This window comes from Ectothiorhodospira lacustris, assembly GCF_022227845.1.
GTDB classification, from domain to species: Bacteria; Pseudomonadota; Gammaproteobacteria; order Ectothiorhodospirales; family Ectothiorhodospiraceae; genus Ectothiorhodospira; species Ectothiorhodospira lacustris.
Genome location: NZ_JAJNQN010000002.1, coordinates 307,485 through 325,437, shown reverse-complemented (window position 1 = coordinate 325,437; position 17,953 = coordinate 307,485). Strand labels below are relative to the sequence as shown.

The 17,953-nt window shown below is 62.6% G+C and carries 17 protein-coding genes; 16 read left to right on the top strand and 1 reads right to left on the bottom strand.

From position 1 onward, the window contains the following. The first annotated feature begins 91 nt into the window (after positions 1–91). The 6 genes from rpmH to LQ956_RS03200 all read left to right on the top strand — a co-directional run bounded on the left by rpmH (position 92) and on the right by LQ956_RS03200 (position 5,353). On the top strand, positions 92–226 hold the full coding sequence (gene rpmH, locus LQ956_RS03225) for a 50S ribosomal protein L34 (RefSeq protein ID WP_083838800.1): 135 nt from the start codon (positions 92–94) through the stop codon (positions 224–226). Next, complete coding sequence (gene rnpA, locus LQ956_RS03220; protein WP_347402035.1) at positions 165–608, top strand: ribonuclease P protein component; 444 nt, start codon at positions 165–167, stop codon at positions 606–608. The genes rpmH and rnpA overlap by 62 nt, the downstream gene beginning before the upstream one ends. Further along, positions 584–835, top strand: a complete 252-nt coding sequence (gene yidD, locus LQ956_RS03215; protein WP_238620659.1) for a membrane protein insertion efficiency factor YidD — start codon at positions 584–586, stop codon at positions 833–835. Before rnpA ends, yidD begins: the two co-directional genes overlap by 25 nt. After that, complete coding sequence (gene yidC / locus LQ956_RS03210; RefSeq protein WP_238629380.1) at positions 828–2,510, top strand: membrane protein insertase YidC; 1,683 nt, start codon at positions 828–830, stop codon at positions 2,508–2,510. The genes yidD and yidC overlap by 8 nt, the downstream gene beginning before the upstream one ends. A gap of 137 nt (positions 2,511–2,647) precedes the next feature. Continuing rightward, the gene (mnmE, locus tag LQ956_RS03205) at positions 2,648–3,988 is read left to right on the top strand and encodes a tRNA uridine-5-carboxymethylaminomethyl(34) synthesis GTPase MnmE (RefSeq protein ID WP_238620657.1); all 1,341 of its coding nucleotides are present in this window, start codon (positions 2,648–2,650) and stop codon (positions 3,986–3,988) included. 114 nt (positions 3,989–4,102) lie between these two features. Further along, a complete protein-coding gene (locus LQ956_RS03200) occupies positions 4,103–5,353 on the top strand; it encodes a GGDEF domain-containing protein (protein ID WP_238620656.1) in 1,251 nt (416 codons plus the stop codon). 6 nt (positions 5,354–5,359) lie between these two features. Here LQ956_RS03200 and LQ956_RS03195 read toward each other — a convergent pair whose 3' ends face one another. Further along, positions 5,360–6,022: a class I SAM-dependent methyltransferase gene (locus LQ956_RS03195; RefSeq protein WP_238620655.1), complete on the bottom strand. Its 663-nt coding sequence runs from the start codon at positions 6,020–6,022 to the stop codon at positions 5,360–5,362. A gap of 128 nt (positions 6,023–6,150) precedes the next feature. Between LQ956_RS03195 and LQ956_RS03190 the strand changes: the two genes are divergently transcribed. The 10 genes from LQ956_RS03190 (at position 6,151) to tssC (ending at position 17,914) form a co-directional block, all read left to right on the top strand. Beyond that, positions 6,151–6,645 (top strand): acyl-CoA thioesterase, encoded by a 495-nt coding sequence (locus LQ956_RS03190; protein ID WP_238620654.1) that lies wholly within the window; start codon positions 6,151–6,153, stop codon positions 6,643–6,645. Positions 6,646–6,685: 40 nt separating this feature from the next. After that, on the top strand, positions 6,686–6,967 hold the full coding sequence (locus LQ956_RS03185) for a circadian clock KaiB family protein (RefSeq protein WP_238620653.1): 282 nt from the start codon (positions 6,686–6,688) through the stop codon (positions 6,965–6,967). Further along, entirely contained in the window at positions 6,964–8,475 is a 1,512-nt protein-coding gene (locus tag LQ956_RS03180) for an ATP-binding protein (RefSeq protein ID WP_238620652.1), read from the top strand. Before LQ956_RS03185 ends, LQ956_RS03180 begins: the two co-directional genes overlap by 4 nt. Before the next feature lie 110 nt (positions 8,476–8,585). Beyond that, the gene (gene tssJ / locus LQ956_RS03175) at positions 8,586–9,092 is read left to right on the top strand and encodes a type VI secretion system lipoprotein TssJ (protein ID WP_238620651.1); all 507 of its coding nucleotides are present in this window, start codon (positions 8,586–8,588) and stop codon (positions 9,090–9,092) included. 34 nt (positions 9,093–9,126) lie between these two features. Continuing rightward, a complete protein-coding gene (gene tssK / locus LQ956_RS03170; protein WP_238620650.1) occupies positions 9,127–10,464 on the top strand; it encodes a type VI secretion system baseplate subunit TssK in 1,338 nt (445 codons plus the stop codon). Next, positions 10,461–11,180 (top strand): type IVB secretion system protein IcmH/DotU, encoded by a 720-nt coding sequence (icmH, locus tag LQ956_RS03165; protein ID WP_238629379.1) that lies wholly within the window; start codon positions 10,461–10,463, stop codon positions 11,178–11,180. The genes tssK and icmH overlap by 4 nt, the downstream gene beginning before the upstream one ends. Then, a complete protein-coding gene (locus LQ956_RS03160; protein ID WP_238629378.1) occupies positions 11,177–14,344 on the top strand; it encodes a type VI secretion protein IcmF/TssM N-terminal domain-containing protein in 3,168 nt (1,055 codons plus the stop codon). The genes icmH and LQ956_RS03160 overlap by 4 nt, the downstream gene beginning before the upstream one ends. Continuing rightward, complete coding sequence (locus tag LQ956_RS03155) at positions 14,344–15,858, top strand: TssA family type VI secretion system protein (protein WP_238620647.1); 1,515 nt, start codon at positions 14,344–14,346, stop codon at positions 15,856–15,858. The genes LQ956_RS03160 and LQ956_RS03155 overlap by 1 nt, the downstream gene beginning before the upstream one ends. After that, on the top strand, positions 15,855–16,391 hold the full coding sequence (gene tssB / locus LQ956_RS03150) for a type VI secretion system contractile sheath small subunit (protein ID WP_238629377.1): 537 nt from the start codon (positions 15,855–15,857) through the stop codon (positions 16,389–16,391). Before LQ956_RS03155 ends, tssB begins: the two co-directional genes overlap by 4 nt. Next, positions 16,388–17,914, top strand: coding sequence for a type VI secretion system contractile sheath large subunit (gene tssC, locus LQ956_RS03145; RefSeq protein ID WP_238629376.1), 1,527 nt, complete (start codon positions 16,388–16,390; stop codon positions 17,912–17,914). Before tssB ends, tssC begins: the two co-directional genes overlap by 4 nt. The last annotated feature ends 39 nt before the right edge of the window (positions 17,915–17,953 follow it).

The following is a 17,953-nucleotide window of genomic DNA, read 5'->3' as shown; positions in this document are numbered from 1 at the left end:
GACACCCATGTCAATCGCAGGTACTTTTACGCGCCTTAGATTGGGCGCTCTCTATCGCCCGTAAAATAGAACTCAGCCACGGTCAGCCGTCATGAAAAGAACATTCCAGCCCAGTAACCTGCACCGCAAGCGCACCCACGGCTTCCGTGCCCGCATGGCTACCCGTGGTGGCCGCAAGGTGCTGGCCGCTCGCCGCGCCCGGGGCCGCGCCCGTCTCTGCCCCTGATCCTCAGATCGGGCTGAATGACCAGGGGTTTCCTCGCCACGTTCGATTGGTACAGGCGAGCGATTACCAACAGGTCTTCAAGGATGCACATCGGGTGTCCCAGCCGCCCTTCACCGGGCTCTGGGCACTGAACCCGACGGCAGGACCGCGCCTGGGGATGGCCGTGGCGAAGAAGAATGTCCGCCAAGCCACCCAGCGCAATCGAATCAAGCGCCTGATTCGGGAGTCGTTTCGTCGGCATCGGTCCGACATGGCACCCATGGACATGGTCATCATGTGCAAACCGGGCGCACAGCGCTTCAACAACGCCGATCTGCATCAGGCCCTGGAAAGACTCTGGAAACGGATGAGTAGCCAATGCGAAAAGTCCTTATCTTCCTGATCCAGATCTACCGCTATACCCTGAGCCCTTTCATCGGGCAGCATTGCCGATTCACCCCCTCCTGTTCCTGTTACGGAATGGAGGCCATCGAGAGACATGGCGCCCTGCGGGGCCTGTGGCTCACCGTCCGGCGACTGGCGCGTTGTCATCCCTTCTGCGAAGGCGGGTACGATCCTGTACCGGACCCCGCCCCAGGCCATCACAAGCAGCCGCGAAATCATGGATAATCTCCGACCGATCCTGTACCTGTCACTGGTTTTCCTGCTGTTCCTGATCTGGCAGGCTTGGCGTGTGGACTATGGTCCCCAGCCCCAGTTTGATCCCCAGCGCGCCGAAGCCACCCTCAATGGGCAGGAATTCCGCGACGACGTCCCCGACGCCCCCACTTCCGAGGCCATGGATGCTCCCGTGGGTATGGACCCGGTGTCGGCCGCTGATCGCCAGCGTATCCGCGTGGTCACCGATACGCTGGACGTGATCATCGATACCCGCGGTGGTGATCTGGTGCGCGCCGATCTGCTCACCTACCCGGTGAGCCTGAAACAGCCGGACAACCCGGTTCGCATTCTGGATGAGCGCCTGCGCGACTATGTGGCCCAGTCCGGCCTGATCCACGACCGCGTGCCCGGCATCGAGCACGCCGACCGTGCCCCTTCGCACCATGCTGTATTCCGGGCCGAGCGCACCGAATACCGCATGGAGGACTGGCAGGATGAACTCGTGGTCCCCCTGACCTGGGAAAGCGAGGACGGCATTCGCGTCACCAAGACCTATACCTTCCGTCGTGGTGACTTCCTGGTGGATATCGGTCATCAGGTAGAAAACAACAGTGACGCCACCTGGACCGGGCGTCAGTACCGGCAGCTGCGTCATGGCCCCACCCCCGACCGTGAGTCCTGGTTCCTGTACACCTTCACTGGTGCCGCCCTCTATGACGGCAAGTACATCAAGGAATCCCTGGAAGACCTGGGCAGAAACGTCCAGGATCGGAATATCTCCGCGGGCTGGATCTCCATCATCCAGCATTACTTCCTCACTGCCTGGGTACCCCATGCAGACGAGGTGAACCTGCTATACAGCCGTGCCATCGGTACACCGGAACGCCCCCAGTACATCATCGGTCTGCGCTCCGAACCCGTCAGCATCGCTCCGGGTGCCGCCGACGAGCTGCAGTCCCGCATCTGGATCGGCCCCAAGGCACAACAGCCCCTGTCCGAGATTGCCAATGGTCTGGAGCTGACGGTGGACTACGGCATCTTCACCGTGTTGGCCAAACCCCTGTTCTGGCTGCTGCGGGTAATTCATGACTTCGTGGGTAACTGGGGTTGGGCCATCATCATCCTCACCCTGATGATCAAGCTGGTGTTCTACAAGCTGTCCGAAACCAGCTACCGCTCCATGGCCAAGATGCGTGCAGTCCAGCCGAAGATGGTAGCCCTCAAGGAGCGCTTCGGCGATGACAAGCAGCGCATGAACCAGGCGCTGATGGAGCTCTACAAGAAGGAGAAGATCAATCCGCTGGGCGGCTGTCTGCCCATCCTGATCCAGATTCCCGTCTTCATCGCCCTGTACTGGGTGCTGCTGGAGAGCGTGGAGCTGCGTCAGGCCCCTTGGATCTTCTGGATTCAGGATCTGTCCATCCGTGATCCCTTCTTCGTGCTGCCGCTGCTCATGGGTGCCAGCATGATCGCCCAGTACAAGCTGAATCCGGCTCCCATGGACCCGGTGCAGCAGAAGATCATGATGGCCCTGCCCATCGTCTTCACCGTGTTCTTCGCCTTCTTCCCGGCGGGTCTGGTGCTGTACTGGCTGGTCAACAACCTGCTGTCCATTGCCCAGCAGTACTACATCACACGCCAGATCGAAAAGGCAGCCAACGGCAAGGGCGGCGGCAAGAAGTAAAACCACTTCCTGCTTGCCATCCCGGCCACCTGTAGCCCGGCTGGAGATGATCGACGGTCCCGAGGACACCCCGTGATGGTGTCGCTTCAGGGCCGCCGGTTTTCTCCACCGGGCTATTTTTCGTGGGGATTACCGTCATGTACTGCAGCCTCGATACCATCGCCGCCATTGCCACCGCCCCCGGACGGGGCGGTGTGGGCATCGTGCGCGTCTCCGGCCCGGATGCCGCCGCCGTGGCCCGCCGGTGCCTGGGTAGACTGCCAGCCTCGAGACAGGCGGTTTACGGCCCCTTCCTGGACACCCGGGGTCAGGTGATCGACGACGGCATCGCCCTGTTCTTTCCCGGCCCCCACTCCTATACCGGCGAGGATGTCCTGGAACTGCAGGGCCATGGCGGCCCGGTAGTCATGGACCTGTTGCTGGGGACCTGTCTGGAGATGGGCTGCCGTATGGCCCGGGCCGGGGAATTCACCGAGCGTGCTTTCCTGAATGACCGCATGGACCTGGCCCAGGCCGAGGCCGTGGCCGATCTCATCGATGCGGGTTCCGCTGCCGCGGTGCGCAGTGCTCGGCGGTCACTGGAAGGGGGGTTTTCCCGCCGGGTGGAGCACATCCTTGCGGCCCTGACCGAACTGCGTGTCTTCGTGGAAGCGGATCTGGATTTCTCCGAGGAGGAGTTGGATCTGCTGGCGGAGGGGGATATCCAGTACCGGATCGAATCCCTGCTGGCTCTGCTCGCCGCCCTGACGGAGCAGGCCCGCCAGGGCAACCTGCTGCGGGAAGGTGCTCACCTGGTGATCGCCGGTTGTCCCAACGCGGGTAAGTCCAGCCTGCTCAACCGCTTGGTGGATCGGGAGGCGGCCATCGTCACCCCCATCCCCGGTACCACCCGAGACGTGCTGCGGGAGCATCTGAGCCTGGACGGACTGCCCCTGCACCTGGTGGACACCGCCGGCCTGCGGAAATCCGACGACCCGGTGGAGCAGGAAGGCATCCGCCGGGCCTGGGCCGAGATCGAACAGGCCGACCTGGTCCTGCTGGTGGTGGATGCCACCCGGGGAGAGGGCGAAGAGGAAGCGGATATCCGCCGCCGCCTGCCGCCTCGGCTGCCGATCATCACCGTCTACAACAAACTGGATCGACTCAACGAATTGCCGGCGGATGCCAGTGACGTACTGTTCATCTCGGCCCGCACCGGCGAAGGCATCAGTACCCTGCGCGAAGCCCTCAAGTCCCAGCTCCACTACAGCGGTCAGCAGGAAGGCCTGTTCACCGCCCGTCGCCGCCACCTGGACGCCCTGGCCCGCACCCGCGATCACATCCAGGCCGCCAACGACCAGCTCATCATCACCCGCGCCACGGAACTGGTAGCCGAGGAACTGCGCCTGGCCCAGGAGGCACTGGGAGAGATCACCGGACGGGTGAGCGCGGATGACCTGCTGGGGGAGATCTTTTCTTCTTTTTGTATCGGGAAGTGACGTGAGGCGTGAGCCGGGAACGGGGGTCATTCATAATGCGCAAGAAACCGACGCAAGCCGTACCTTTCGGCATAACATGCAGGATCACGTTCATCCCGCTCGCCTGAACCGACCATGCCCCTGGAACACCTCAAAACCCTGATCTTCATCCTGCTCCCGCCCGTGATGCTGGCCCTGGGGATGGGCGCAGCCATTCAAGGGGCCTGGCTGCCGGAACTCCCCCAAGGTCTGATGGAGGTGTTGCCCTGGCTGATGGGTGGGCTGGCGGGGGTCCTGGCCTTTCTCTATGGCCGCACCCGGACGCTCATCTGCGTGATTCTGGTGCTGATGGTCTACCTGGGCAGCATGTTCCAGATCCGGCCCATGGCCATGGCGCCGGACACGGACCTGTTGCCCGCGCTGGGCTATGCACTCATGACCTTGCTGGTCCCCCTGGTGTTCATGGTCAACGCCTTCTGGTCCGAGCGCTATCACCTGATGATGGATCTCCTGCTCCGATTGGCGGTGTTTGGAACCCTGCCGGGCATCGCCGTCCTCTTCGCCACGCAGTTCCCCGAAGGCATGGCCGACCTGTTGCTGACGACTCACTTGCCCGCCCTGCACTGGGACGGCTACGGCATGCCCCAACTTTCCTTCTGGAGCCTGGCCCTGTGCCTTGCCGTGATGGGGGGCTTTGTGGTGCGTCGTCCGAGTCCCCAGTGGGCCGGACAGTGGATCACGCTGGCCGGGATCGGATGGATGCTGCCGCAGCTCTTCCACGCCTATGCCGTGCCCCTGTTCACCGCCACCCTGCTGTTGATCCTGGCCATCGCCGTGGTGCATGAGTCCTTCCAGATGGCCTTCCGCGATGATCTCACCGGCCTGCCCGGTCGCCGCGCCCTCAATGAACGGATGCAGCGCCTGGGGCGCCGCTATGCCATTGCCATGACCGACGTGGACCATTTCAAGAAGTTCAACGATACCCATGGCCACGACTTGGGTGATCAGGTGCTGCGGGTGGTCGCAGCCCGGTTGCGCAAGGTCAGCGGAGGAGGGCGGGCTTACCGCTACGGTGGGGAGGAATTCACGATCGTTTTTCCCGGCAAGACGGCGGAGCAGTGTATCCCCCATCTGGAAGCCGTCAGGGAGGCCATCGAGACCTATGAGATCGCCATTCGCGACGAAGCATCCCGGCCGGGTAGCAAGCAGGAGGGCAGGGCACGGCGCGGACAGGGCAAGCAAAGAACGGTGTCCGTCACCATCAGCATGGGCGTGGCCGAACGCAGCCCGGATCGTCCTGACCCGGAGAGCGTCATCAAGGCAGCAGATCAGGCCCTGTATGCCGCCAAGCAGGCCGGACGCAACCAGGTCTGCAGGGCGGAGTAGGGCGGCTCAGCCGCCGGGCTTTCCGAACATCACCACATCATTCCCTGCCACCGCCAGGGTCGTGCCCGTTCGTGCGGCGATCCAGCGAAAGGTCTGCTCACTGAAAAAACAGACATGAGTCGGATCCAAGGTGTAGTGCCAGCGGGCAAAGCGCCGCCGGTCCAGCGCTCGCTTGGTCATGATCCCCAGCCAACCGCCGGGCTTGAGCAGGATCAGCAACTGTTCCAGCACCCCGGCGGGGTCGGCCAGGTGCTCGAAGACCTCCGTGCTGATGATGAAGTCATACCGGTGCTCCAGCGGCGCAGGGTCCGGGTAGTAATGGAGGTCATAGCCCACGCAGGACAACCCGGCCCGGCGGCACATTCCCACCAGGACCTGGCCGGCACCGCAGCCGAAGTCCAGTCCCACCGCCCCGGGGCGCACCCGCTCCAGTAGCGGCGCGAGCATGCGGCCCAGAAACTGCTGGTAACCTTCATCGGCACTCTGATTCTCGTGCAGATCGTAATAGGCCTTCTCTTCCGTAGTGGAGAGATGATAACGGGAAGGCACGAAGGTCAGATCGCACCGCAGGCAACGATGATAGTCGCGGTAGTACACCCGGGGCCGGTCTTCGCGATGAAAGACCGGCGTCTCCAGGCCATGGCACAGCGGGCAGCGATTCAGGGTCATGGCGGGTTCAAAGCGTTGAAAGGGAATGTTCGCATGACTTTGCCTGGAACAGTAGAATGTCGATTGTCAAAGTGCCCGTTTAGTCCATGATCAGGGCCTGAATGCCTTTTTGCTTTCGGGGTTTCAGTATGTCTGCCAAGCAGTCCTTTTCCACGATGGCATCCCTTTCGGCAAGGGATCACGAGGGTGTCTTTTGTCATCAGTTCAGCGTCCCTGAATCCGCCATCGACATCAACGGCCACGTCAACAATCTGGAATACCTGAAATGGATGCAGGAGATTGCCGTGGCTCACTCCGCTGCCCGCGGCTGGAACTGGGATCGCTATCGGCAGGAAGGCGGCAGTTGGGTGGTGCGTTCTCACTTCATCGAATATCTGCGCCCCAGCCACGTCGGGGATAATCTGATCCTGCTGACCTGGATCGGGGGCTTTTCCCATCGCAGTTCACCGCGCCATTATCTCTTCATGCGCGCCGATGATCACCGGCCCCTGGTCAGGGCAAGGACGGAATGGGTCTATGTGGATGCCGAGACGGGGCGGCCCAAACCCGTGCCGCAGGCTTTTCGTGAACAGTTCATGGTGATCGCTGATGAGCACCTGGCTCTAGATACATTCCGCTTATGACCAGCACCTCACCACCCCGCTCGTCGAAGGCAAACCGCCGATGAATCCTGACTATCATTTCAGGCTGTTCATCGCCGGACATACGCACACCGCTCGACGGGCCACGGAACATCTCCGCAGCTACGCCCAGCTGCTGGAAGACCAGGGTATCAAGGTGTGCATAGAGGTGGTGGACATCCTTGATGATCTCCAGGTGGCTGAAGATGAACGTATCCTGGTCACACCGGTGCTCGTTAGAAAGACGCCGCAACCGGAGCTGCGCGTGGTAGGGGATCTTTCACTGAAAGACCGCTTGTTCTCCGCACTGGAGCTACCCGTGTGAAGCGCCCGGATCTGGAAACCCTGGCACTGATCGTGGAAGAGGCGCCGGATGCCGTCCTTCTGCTGTCACCCTCGGGCCGGATCTGCTTTGCCAATGCCTCTGCCTGCGAACTGTTCCAGCGTGCACCGCAGGAACTGCATGGACTCAACTTCGGTTCGGTCGTCATCTCCATGGAACCCACTGAAGTGGTCATTGCCACCGGGCAGCGGAAGTTGGTCACGGCGGACATGCGAACCCTGTCACTCAAGGTCGGGGATCACATGTCCACGGCGGTTTATCTCAGGGATGTGACTGACCGCAAGCAGATCGAGACCATTCTGATCCAGGCCAAGGAAACAGCCGAACACGCCAACCGGGCCAAGTCCGAGTTCCTGTCCAGCATGAGTCATGAGCTGCGCACCCCCATGAACGCGGTGATCGGATTTGCCCAGCTGCTGGAATATGACCCCCATCTCAACCAGGAGCAACTGGAGAATATCCTGGAGATCCTGAGTGCGGGCCGTCACCTGCTGGAACTGATCAATGAACTTCTGGATCTGGCCCATGTGGAATCGGGTGTCATGCAACTGGATATCCAGCCTGTGAAGCTGTGCGAAGTGCTGCAAGGATGTCTGGACCTGCTTCAGCCCCTGGCGGACCAGAGGGCCATTCAACTGAGTTACCGCTGCGACGGAGCACTCAAGGTCAGCGCAGATCCCATGCGTCTTCGCCAGATTCTGGTCAACCTGATTTCCAATGCCATCAAGTACAACCGCAGGCAGGGCAGTGTACATATCTCCGTTCATGCCCTTGATAATCACCGGATCTGCATCGCCGTGGAGGACACAGGGAATGGCATTGCCGAAGACCAGATGAATCGTCTGTTCCAGCCCTTCAGCCGTCTCGGCAATACGGACGATGCTGTTGAAGGTCTGGGTATCGGATTGAGCATCACGCAACGCATCGTTCAGCTCATGGGCGGCAGCATCGGGGTTGAAAGTCGCCTGCATGCGGGTAGTCGATTTTGGGTCGAACTGCCGGACGCCACGCCACAGAATGCCGCCATCGGGATCGCTGCTCCACGGGCCGGAATGTCATCCTCCCCCTCTGCCATCCAGGGGCACGTCCTGTATATCGAGGATGATGGCGCCAATCTGCGGCTGATCTCCAGGCTGTTGGTAGAACGATTGGGTATCAGGGTTACGGGGGCAGCCACCGCCAGGGAAGGCCTGGCGTTGGCACAACACCATAGACCGGACCTGATCCTGCTCGATATCGGACTACCGGACAAAGACGGCTATAAGACACTGAGCATTCTCAAGGCCGAGCCTGATCTGCGCGATATCCCCGTGGTTGCCCTCACCGCTCAGGCCATGCGCGGTAATGCGGAGCAGGGGTTGGCTGCCGGTTTTACCGAGTACATCACCAAACCTTTCAACACGGAGCGTCTACTCCGGAGCGTTACCCGGCTGCTTGGACCCTCGCCCTCGTCAAAACCTGTAGAAGGAAACGGACATGACGGGCCTTGACAAGCGCCGCTGAAATCCGGTTATATCTCTCCCATGCTGCTGCATCGAAGGAGTCGAGCAGCCAGCAGGCTTCTCTTCCATCATACGACCCACGCGCCAAGGAACGGCAGATGTCGAAGACCCCGCAGCCCAACCGGCATACCTTCCCATCCCGTCGATGCACAGGCATCGTCACGGTCCTTTTCAGCTGCCTGTCAGTCCTGCTGCTCTGCGGCTGTGCCGGCCCCCAGGTTCGCCTGGATCTGCATGCCACGCCCCTGATCAATCCCAGCGAGGAAGGCCAGGCACTGCCCGTGGTCGTTCGCGTCTATCAGCTCAAGGATCCCCGGGGCTTTCAGGAAAGTCCCTTTGAGGACCTCTGGAAGCAGGACCTGGAGAGCCTGGGGGCGGATGCCCTGGGACGACAGGAGCTGGTGATGCAGCCGGGTAGCAGCCGGGAACTGGCCTTGAAGCGGCTTCCCGGTGCCACTCATCTTGGCATCCTGGCCATTTTCCGTGATCCCGCCTCTCCTGCCTGGAGAGATATCCGGGCACTGCCCGGTGGCCGTCTGGGCAGGCACATGGATCAGCGCCTGAGCGTCAGCCTGCATGGCAGTCGTATCCTGATCGAGGATTAGCCCCCTTCAAACCGGTCCAGGGAAGGACAACATCATGACAGGCATACGAAAACCCATCTGGAGCGAGGGACTGCTGCTCAGCCAGCAGCATCTGCAGCAGTGGGACCGGTATCACGAGTCGATGCTGATCCGCCGCTTTCACTGGCACGTCCCCCTGGGGTGGGGAATCCGCCACCTGAGCCTGGATCACGAGGCACTGGATCAGCGGCGGTGCCGGGTCATTGCCATCGATGCCGTGATGCCTGATGGACGCTGCGTCAGTTTTCGTGAAGACCGGGAAGGTCCGCTCACCTGCCGACTGCCGGAACCTGACGGCGATCCATTGCTGATCTCCCTGAGCCTGCCCATCAACCGGCGCGCCGCCGGCATCAGTGGCTACGGGGACGCTGAAGGGCTATGGGATGCCTGGCAGGTGAGCTATGAAACCGTGGCGGATGAATACGACCCGCAGCGTGTGCGCGAACTGGCCCTGGGGCACTGGAATCTCTCCCTGGTGGCCGGTCGGACTGAAAACGACGATGAAACCCTGTTGCCGCTGATTCGTCTGCTTCCCCGCTGCGACGGCCGCTATGAAACCGACGAAGACTTCATCCCGCCACTGCTCCAGGCACAGGCCTCCGCCTCCCTGCGCCGCCTGCAGGAGCGCATCCTTGATCGTCTGCAGACGGCTATTCATGGACTGACCACTCATCTCCGCGGACGGCCGGATACCAGCCCGGCCGTCCTCTTCCGTCGCCATCAACTGGGCATTCTCTTTCGGCTTCATGCTCGGCTCGCCCACCTCTCAACCTTGCCCGGTCTGGCACCGGAGCGTCTGCATCTGAGCCTGGTCCAGGGGGTCGCCGAACTGCAGGCTTTTACGGCGGAACCCGCCGAAGGGTGGCTGATCCCACCCTTCGAGGCGGCGGACCCGGGTCCGGGTTTCAAGGATCTGGAGGGGTGGCTGGACCTGCAGTTGCAATGCCTCATGCCCGATGCCCGACCATCACCCGTGCTCATCCGGCACTCCGACACCCGGCTGGAGGTGGAAAACCTGGCGGAAGCACTGGCACCGGGTCATGCCCTGTATTTGCTGGCAAGCCATGAACAGCCGTCGGTGACCTGGATTGAAGATTTCACCCGTCAGGTCAAGGTGGCGGCCCGGGAACAGCTGGATCTGCGCCTCCAGGCAGCCTTGCCGGGCGTCCCCCTGCGTCATGAATCACGTCCTCCCAGGACACTGATATTGGCGGATGGAGAGGAATGCTTCCGTCTGGAACCCCGGGGCGAGGCGTGGGAACAGGTGGTCCGCAGCGGCACGCTGAGCATTTATCTACCGCCGCTCCTGCGTGACCTGCGTTTAAACCTGTCATGCCTGGAAACCGGCCCATGATAAGCAATCCCTGCCTGCGCTGCAGCGAGCCCCTGCTGGCCTTGCTGCCCCCCTTGCTGGACCCGGATCAGGCCCGGGAGATGCCCCATGATCACGGCAGGCAGGTGCGATCCACCTTCCGCGAGGTGGCGCAATCCATTGCCGACCTTGGTCTGCCGGAACCGGAGCGGGAGGCCGTCCTGCACGCCCTCGCGGCCCTGGTGGACGAACGGGTCCTGTGCTCCACCTGGCCCGGCCGGGAGGCCTGGCTGCATGACACCCTGCAGGTGGCCGACTTTGGTGATCATCTGGGTGGAGAACGATTTTTCACCCGGATGGAGGCGTTCAGGCGGCATCCGCAGGCCCATCAGCATCTGCTGGAGCTGTATCTTGCCTGTCTGCAGATGGGTTTCCAGGGGATCTACCGCCTTCGCGGTGACACGGCCCTGCACGCCCTGCAGGCAGAACTGAGCAACCAGATCGAGTCGTTGCAAGGTCCTGAGGAATCCGCCCTGGCTGTTTCCGCGACCGCCGTGGACATGACTCACGAAAAGACCGGGGCGGGGCGTCTCAACTGGATGCACATCACCCTGCTGACGCTCGCCCTGATCACGACCATGGCCCTCTTACAGGGGATAAAGACCCACCAGATGTTCCAGGGTCGGACGGAGCTGCTGCAGCAGACAATTCAACAACTGGATGCTGCCCCGCCGACGGCAGGGGAGGCGCACCGATGAGTCGGTCGCCGACGGCACAGGGCGCCGGGATCACGGCTGCACTGGACAACCTGGCCGAGAAACTGCGCCGGCATCCGACGGCACAGGGGGGCAAGGGACGAAGGTCACTGGAGACACAGCCCTGGTTCCTGGTACTCGGCGCCACCGGCGCCGGCAAGTCCAGCCTGATCCGGCGCAGCGCGCTGCACCTGGAACCACTGGGGCCGGAAGAGGATGACGACTGCTGTCGGCTCTGGCTGACTGATCAGGGTGTCATTCTGGAACTGGACGTGGACACCTGCCTCCATCCTGAACGGCCGCAGTCGTGGAGCGCCCTGCCGCAATGGCTGGGCAGACATCGCCCCCGGGCTGGGCTCAACGGGATCGTGGTGGTTCTGGATGTCCGCACACTGCAGGAGCATGACAAGGACACGCTGACACCATGGTCCCACCAGTTGCGCCGTTATCTGGACAACCTGCATCAGACCCTGGGGCTGAGTTGCCCCATCCACCTGGTGCTCAATCATGCAGATCGTCTGCCGGGTTTCGATGACTATTTTCGGGCACCGTCGAGTGAAGACCGGCAACCATTCCTTGGGATCAGGCTTGGCATGACCGGCTCCGCCCGGGCGTCGTGTCTGGAGGGTCTGGAAACGTTGCGTCAGCGACTGGAAGGCCAGCGTTTGCGCCGACTCAGGCAGTGCACCAATTCCGTGGACAGGGCCGGGGTGATGCTGTTTCCCTATCAGTTATCTCGTCTGACACCGGCTCTCGACGGTTTTCTGCAAGTCTTGCTCAAGCACCATTCCGGTCATGAACCTCCACACCTGGCGGGGCTGGGACTGACCTCGGCCACCAAGGAGCCCTACTTTGCCCAGGGTCTCTGGAATGAGTTGATCATGCCCTGCCGATACCGGGTGATGCCCACCCGACGGCGGCGCATGACACGACGCCTGTCGCTGGCGGTGGTCACGTCCCTGGCCCTGCTGAGCCTGGGGCTGGCCGGGCTGGCACTGAGCGACGCCCATCAGGACCAGACACGACTGCTGGCCCAGGGTGAGTCGGCCCTGCAGGCCCTCGGCGCCTTGGCCGAGGACACTGCACCGGATACGCAGGTTGTGGGAGAGGCCCTGCTGCGGCTCCAGGCCGCCCAGCAGTATCTCCTGGCGGCCGACACGGCGGGACAATGGCAGTATCTGCCGGCACGCCCCCGGTTGCGGCAACAGGCTGAGCTACTCGGCAACGCCCTGGTGATCACCATGGATCGGCGGTTCATCCCCGCCGTTCTGGCGACGCTGACGCAGCAACTGGAGTCACTGGAGGCCCAATGGGAGGATGCGACCCGGTCGGCGGATCCTGAGCTTCGCAAGGCACACTACGATCACCTGCGCCTTTACCTGATGCTCACGGACAGGCGGCACCTGGATCCTCCGGTGGCCGCCCCGCCATTGCGCGATTACTGGCGCGCTCTGGGATACCCCCCTGTTCCCGGCCCGGTCTGGCCCACGGACCTGTGGCTGGAGGGCCGCGGCGGGCAGGGCCTGGGCCTGCAGGCCCAGGACGAAGTTCTGGTGGCCCGAGCCCGGACACGGCTACAGAGCGGCAGCGACCTGGATAGTCTGTATGCGCGTCTGCAGGCCCTGGCCGGACCGGATCAGAGCACCGTGGACCTTGCCCGCGTGCTCGGCCGGGAGCATGCCCGGCGTCTGAAGGTGAGCCACCCCCTGCCGCTTCGGCATACCGCCGAAATGCGGTGGTCATTGATCCACTCCGATATCCCCGAACTGGTAAGCCTGGCCACGATGGGCGACTGGGTCATCCATGGCCCCGAGGATGCGCCCGATGAACATATTGCGGAGCAGCAGGAGGCCCTCATCCAGGCCCTGCGCAGCCGCTACACCGAGGATCATGAAGACCACTGGCAACGCTTCCTCAAGGGCCTGGAACTGCAACCACACACCCACCTGCAGACGCTGGCCGACACCCTTCATACCCTCGCCGCCGATACAAACGGTATCCTGCCACGCCTGTCTGCCTGGCTGCAGGCCGAGCAATTTCCGGGTGAAGCCAATGCCCGGCAAACCGTCCCCCTGGAACAGGTCGCTCATCAGGTCGCCCGTTCCGGGCGTATCGACCATGATCTGCTCAAGCCGCCGGGGGCCGGCAGTGCCACCGAAGGCGCGGATCCACTGTCGCCCTGCCTGGAGCTTCTGGCCGCGCTGCAGGCGGAGATCCAGGGCATGGCAGCCGCACCCGATCCGGCCGGACAGGCCCGGCTCCACGCTGCCGCGCTGCTGTCCGGACAGGGATCCGGCACGGCGCTGCAACGGGCCTGGGTGGCCATCCCTCGCCTCACAGGCTCTAAAGACAGCGGTTGCCGGCCCCTGGCACCGTTGATGAAGAGCATTGTGCAGGAAAGTTGGCGCACCGTGATCCGTCAGGCCGCCGTGGATCTGGAAAAAACCTGGCAGAGCCAGGTCCACGATGGATACCAGGATCGCCTGGCAGGTCGTTTTCCGTTTCACCCCCAGGGGGAAGACGCCGCCCTGGTGGATCTGGTGGGCCTGATCCACCCTGAACGGGGTCGCCTGTGGCGTTTTACCCAGGAGCACCTGGACCCTTTCCTGACGGAGCGCCAGGGACGCTGGCAGTCACGGCAATGGATCGGCATCGGCCCCGGGTTTTCCCGCGCATTTCTCCACGATCTGGAGCGGGCCGGTCGGCTTACCAGCGCCCTGTTTGCCGATGGGCGGGATGAGCCTCGCCTGGGATTTCACCTCTATCCCATTCCTCATCCAGGGCTGAGCGAGATGCGGTTTGAAACCAACGGTCAGCAATACCGTTATCGCAACGAGCCCCAGGAATGGCGCCAGTTCGTCTGGCCGGGAGACATCCGCAGTCCAGGTGCCAGGGTGATGGCGGTGGACCATGGCGGCCGTCCACTGGGAGAGTTCCGGGAGGAGGGCGTCTGGGCCCTGTTCCGGCTGCTGCACACGGCACACATGGACAGGGAGCACAGTGACAGCCATCTCTACACCGTCCGCTGGCCTCTCATGGGGGAGGGTGATGCCCCCCTGGAACTGCGCTTTCACCTGCGGGCGGACCGGCGCCAGAACTTCATCCACGAAACCCTGTTTCAGGATTTTCGCCTCAGCCGTTCACCCTTTCCCCGTCGGAGTCCGTGATGGATCCCTCCCCGTTGCCTGCCCACCTGAGAACACGGCTTGAGGACATCGCCGGTCCCGGTGAGATGAACTGTGACGAAGATCCCCGATTCAACGATGGCTTCATCGCCATACGGGAAAAAATCGAACAGCTGCACGGCGTTGATTTTGACCATCTGATCGAGATGGGGAACCATTTTCTTCATACCCAGGCCAAGGATCTGCGGATCGCCGGTTATCTGCTCCTGGCACTGGTCACCCGCCATGGCCCGGAGGGCCTGGCGGCGGGGCTGAGACTCTACCACGGCATGATCCGGAACCACTGGGACCACTGTCATCCGCGCTCATTGGCACGACGCCGGGCGGCCTTGGCCTGGCTGGACAACGAGCGTCTGGAACGACTGCTGCAGGATCGACGGACACTGCCTGAGCCATCTCTGGCAAAGGCTCTGCACGCAACCATGGGCGAGCTGGAACAGGAACTCATGGCAAGGGATCCGGAAGGCACAAGAGCCGCACCGCCCTGCAGGGTACTGCGCCGGTGGATCGATCACTGTCAGCCCTCCACCGCCGAAGATCAGGCCGCACAGGCACCGGAAGCGCTGGAACGGGGCAGGGGATTCGAGCCATCGGCCAATCCGGACACCTGGCTGGAAGGGGTTCGTGGTTTCCATGATCACCTCCTGGCCGAAGGCGAGCTACTGCAGGCTTGCGCCCTGGCGCAGGCAGCCCGATGGGGCAGCCTGGGTCTGCCTCCGGCGCGGCAGGGAGTGACGCGGATTCCAGCTCCCCGATCGGAAAGCTGGGAGGGATTGGAAAGCATCCTGAATGCCGGTGACTGGGCGGCCGCCTTCCGGCGCGGCATGGAGTGCTTCTTTGAGCCGGGTTTTCATCTGGCCCTGGATCTGCAATACCGGCTTGCCAGGGCCACCGAAGGGATGGACCGACCGGAACTGGGCGCCTATCTGCAGGGATCGGTACGGCTGTTGCTGAAGCGTCTGCCGGAATTGGAAGCTCTGTGCTTTGAGGACGGACGCCCCTTCATGGACGAGGCCACCCGTCGCTGGTTGTCGGAATCTCCATCGGTTAATGCCGCCATGTCGGTGCCCCCAGGGGCGGCTGACACCACCGGCCAGTCGTTCTCGGACTGCATTCCTCCCCATCTGCCCCCGGACATGGACTGGGAGACTCTGAACCGGATCCCGGCCATGAGCCTGCGTGATCGTGCCCGGCTGGGGCTGCTGCAGGCGGACCTGTCCCTGCGGCAAGGACGCAGGGATGTAGCCCACGATGTGCTGGTGAACTTGCATCGGCAGCTGGATCAGACTCACGTGCTGGACTGGGATCCTGAGATTGCCTCGGCCCTGCTGGGGCGTTTGCATGCCACCGCCAAGGCCCTGGACCCCACCTTGGCCCGTGCCTGTGCCCGGCGTCTGTGCGCCGTCGCTCCAGTCCAGGCCATGACTTTGCCGGCTATTGAGTCTGCCTGCACACATCCCCCCTTGGACATCAACCGGACAGGAGTCCTCACATGACGGGCAGTTTTCAGGAAGAAATCCCCAGGGCCAGGGTGAACATCACCCTGGATGTGGATGGCGACGGTTCCCCCCGAAGGGTGGATCTGCCCTTCAAGGCGTTGGTCATCGGCGACTTCAGTCGCGGCCGGACCCAAGGCAAGGTGGTGGACCGCCCACGGGTGGAAGTCAGCCGTGACAATCTGGAAGCCGTATTGCAGACCCTGGCGCCGGCGATCCGTTTCACGGTCCCCAACCAACTGGAATCCGGAGGTGGTGAGATCCCCGTCTCCCTGTGCTTTCAGCACATGCGTGACTTTCGACCCGAAGCGGTGGCCACTCGCATCGAGCCTTTGGCCAGGCTCCTGGCGATGCGCAACCTGCTCAGGGAACTCAAGTCCAGCATGCTGGACAATGCAGCCTTCCGTCGAGAACTGGAACGCATCATCCGCGATCGTCACGATCTGGCGGCATTGAATCGGGATCTACAGACCCTGACACCGCTGGCCGGTCCCTCACAGGATCCGGCACCTTCAGAGGAAGATCAGCCATGAGCATCATGGAAGTCGGCGAGCAGACGCACCTCACCCCACGGGAACAGATCGGCCCCTACCAGCGTTTGTGCCGCATTGTGGATGTGGAACCCCTGCGGCAAGCGGTCAACCTGGACCGTTTCAGCGATGACCTGCACCTGAGCGAGACCTCACCGGGGGACCGCTTGACCGCCGCCCTCGGGGTCTTGCTGCAATTGCTGGAAGACTCCGAGCCGGGCGAACAGCGCATCGATAAGACTCTGGTGGATGCCCTGATCGCCAGCCTGGATGAGCGGATCGGCCGGCAACTGGATGAGGTGCTGCATCATCCCGAATTTCAGGCCCTGGAATCGGCCTGGCGAAGTCTTCAGTTCCTGCTGGATCGCTGTGATCGCCGGGCCAACGTGAAAGTGGAGCTGATGGACCTGAGCAAGGAGGCACTGCTGGAAGACTTCGAGGATGCCCCGGATACCGTCCGCAGCGGTCTTTACCGTCAGCTCTATACGCAGGAGTACGACACCCCCGGCGGTGAGCCTGTCTCCACCATCATTGCCGATTACCATTTCGACAACACCGCCCGGGACATCGGCCTGCTGCGGGAGATCTCCCGGGTCTGCGCCGCCTGCCACTGCCCCTTCATCGGCGCGGTGGGTCCGGCCTTTTTCGGCAAGACACAGACATCGGACCTGCCTCGTATCCAGGATCTCTCCAACTACATGGAGCAGGCTGCCTTCATTCGCTGGAATGCCTTCCGGGAAACCCAGGATGCCCGCTACGTGGGACTGACCTTACCGCGTTTTCTGCTGCGTCCGCCCTGGGGTAATGACCGACCCGCCCGGGGGCTGTGCTACCGGGAAGACGTCAGTGGTGAGGATGCCGGGAAATATCTGTGGGGCAACGCCGCGTTCGCCTTTGGCGCCAACATGGCGGAGAGTTTCCGACTGCATGGTTGGGCAGTGAACATCCGGGGCCCGGAATCGGGCGGACGGGTCAGCGATCTGCCCCTGCATCAGGTGGACCTGGGGCATGGCCTGCAGACCCGCATGCCCACGGAATTTCTCATCTCCGAAACCCGCGAACTGGAATATGCGAAGCTGGGTTTCATCCCCCTGAGCTATTACAAGAACCGGGACTTTGCCTGCTTCTTTTCCGCCAACTCGGTGCAGAAACCGATGGAATACAGCGGTGCGCAGGCTACCGCCAACTGCCGCATCAATGCCCGTTTACCCTACGTGTTTCTGGTTTCCCGGATCTCCCACTACCTGAAGATCCTGCAGCGGGAAAACATCGGTGCCGCCAAATCCCGTCAGACCCTGGAAGATGAACTGAACCAATGGCTGCAGGGCCTGGTGACCCGCATGCGCAACCCGGACCCGGCTCTGGTGGCCACCCATCCCCTGCGGGATGGTCGGGTGACCGTGGAGGAGATTCCGGAAAACCCGGGCTTCTACGCCGTGACCCTCCAGGTCATGCCCCATTTCCAGATCGAGGGGGTGGACGTTCGCCTCTCCCTGCTGGCCCGGATGCCCCGATCCCGGGACTGAAACGCACATTGCCATGGATAGCCGACAACCCTGACAAGG

Coding starts and splice junctions, on each gene's coding strand:
- mnmE (WP_238620657.1), top strand. CDS start 2,648: ATGTACTGCAGCCTCGATACCATCGCCGCCATTGCCACCGCCCCCGGA.
- LQ956_RS03185 (WP_238620653.1), top strand. CDS start 6,686: ATGAATCCTGACTATCATTTCAGGCTGTTCATCGCCGGACATACGCAC.
- tssJ (WP_238620651.1), top strand. CDS start 8,586: ATGTCGAAGACCCCGCAGCCCAACCGGCATACCTTCCCATCCCGTCGA.
- yidD (WP_238620659.1), top strand. CDS start 584: ATGCGAAAAGTCCTTATCTTCCTGATCCAGATCTACCGCTATACCCTG.
- tssB (WP_238629377.1), top strand. CDS start 15,855: ATGACGGGCAGTTTTCAGGAAGAAATCCCCAGGGCCAGGGTGAACATC.
- LQ956_RS03160 (WP_238629378.1), top strand. CDS start 11,177: ATGAGTCGGTCGCCGACGGCACAGGGCGCCGGGATCACGGCTGCACTG.
- LQ956_RS03190 (WP_238620654.1), top strand. CDS start 6,151: ATGTCTGCCAAGCAGTCCTTTTCCACGATGGCATCCCTTTCGGCAAGG.
- LQ956_RS03195 (WP_238620655.1), bottom strand. CDS start 6,022: ATGACCCTGAATCGCTGCCCGCTGTGCCATGGCCTGGAGACGCCGGTC.
- LQ956_RS03200 (WP_238620656.1), top strand. CDS start 4,103: ATGCCCCTGGAACACCTCAAAACCCTGATCTTCATCCTGCTCCCGCCC.
- icmH (WP_238629379.1), top strand. CDS start 10,461: ATGATAAGCAATCCCTGCCTGCGCTGCAGCGAGCCCCTGCTGGCCTTG.
- tssC (WP_238629376.1), top strand. CDS start 16,388: ATGAGCATCATGGAAGTCGGCGAGCAGACGCACCTCACCCCACGGGAA.
- rpmH (WP_083838800.1), top strand. CDS start 92: ATGAAAAGAACATTCCAGCCCAGTAACCTGCACCGCAAGCGCACCCAC.
- yidC (WP_238629380.1), top strand. CDS start 828: ATGGATAATCTCCGACCGATCCTGTACCTGTCACTGGTTTTCCTGCTG.
- LQ956_RS03155 (WP_238620647.1), top strand. CDS start 14,344: ATGGATCCCTCCCCGTTGCCTGCCCACCTGAGAACACGGCTTGAGGAC.
- tssK (WP_238620650.1), top strand. CDS start 9,127: ATGACAGGCATACGAAAACCCATCTGGAGCGAGGGACTGCTGCTCAGC.